We start from the raw sequence: 624 nt of genomic DNA, 5'->3' as shown, positions 1-624 counted from the left end.
GATGATGCCCAGGCGCAGCGCGCCGCCCAGCGGGTCTTTGCCGCGCTTGGCGATCTCCCGGATGTTGGCCGCCTGCTCCAGCACCGCCTGCGCCGCGACCAGCCCGGTCTTGTAGAGCGATGCCTGCTTGCGCAGCAAGCCGCCCTTGTAGCCCATCAGGGCGCTGGCGGCACCACTGCCCTGCTCCACCGCGATCTTCTGGCCGACCAGGTCTTCCGGGTTGTACACCTGGGGCAGCCGCTGGGGGTTGTGCAGCACCACCAGGTGTTCGCGCGCATAGGGTCCGAAGATGAAGGCCTGCCGGTTCTCTGACATGAAGTGTTTGTCCACCGGCACATGCAGCATCACATCGGCCGGGCCGTAGCCCAGGTAGTGGCCGCGCCAGACCATGTTGCGCAGGTCGTCGTTCATGTTTTCGCCGGAGTCGAAAGGCAGCAGCGCGGCGTTGAGCTGCATCTGCCGGGCCAGGGCCTGGGCCAGGCCCACGTCCAGCCCGGACATGCCCGAGGCGGCTCCGTCGGAGTAGGGCGCGTTGTCTTTGTAGAGGGCGACCTTCAAGCTGCCACGGGCCCTGATTTTCTCCATGGCCGTGGGTTCCTGCGACCAGGCCTGGGGCGCAGCCCC

1 pseudogene is annotated in these 624 nt (G+C 67.5%); it reads right to left on the bottom strand.

Annotated features, from left to right (window positions below):
• A pseudogene (locus tag AC097L_RS25980) lies at positions 1-585 on the bottom strand (hypothetical protein); the annotation flags it as partial.
• Positions 586-624 lie beyond the last annotated feature (39 nt).

This window comes from Rhodoferax sp. RT5P35 (assembly GCF_056521385.1).
This window is presented reverse-complemented; position numbering and strand designations above follow the sequence as displayed.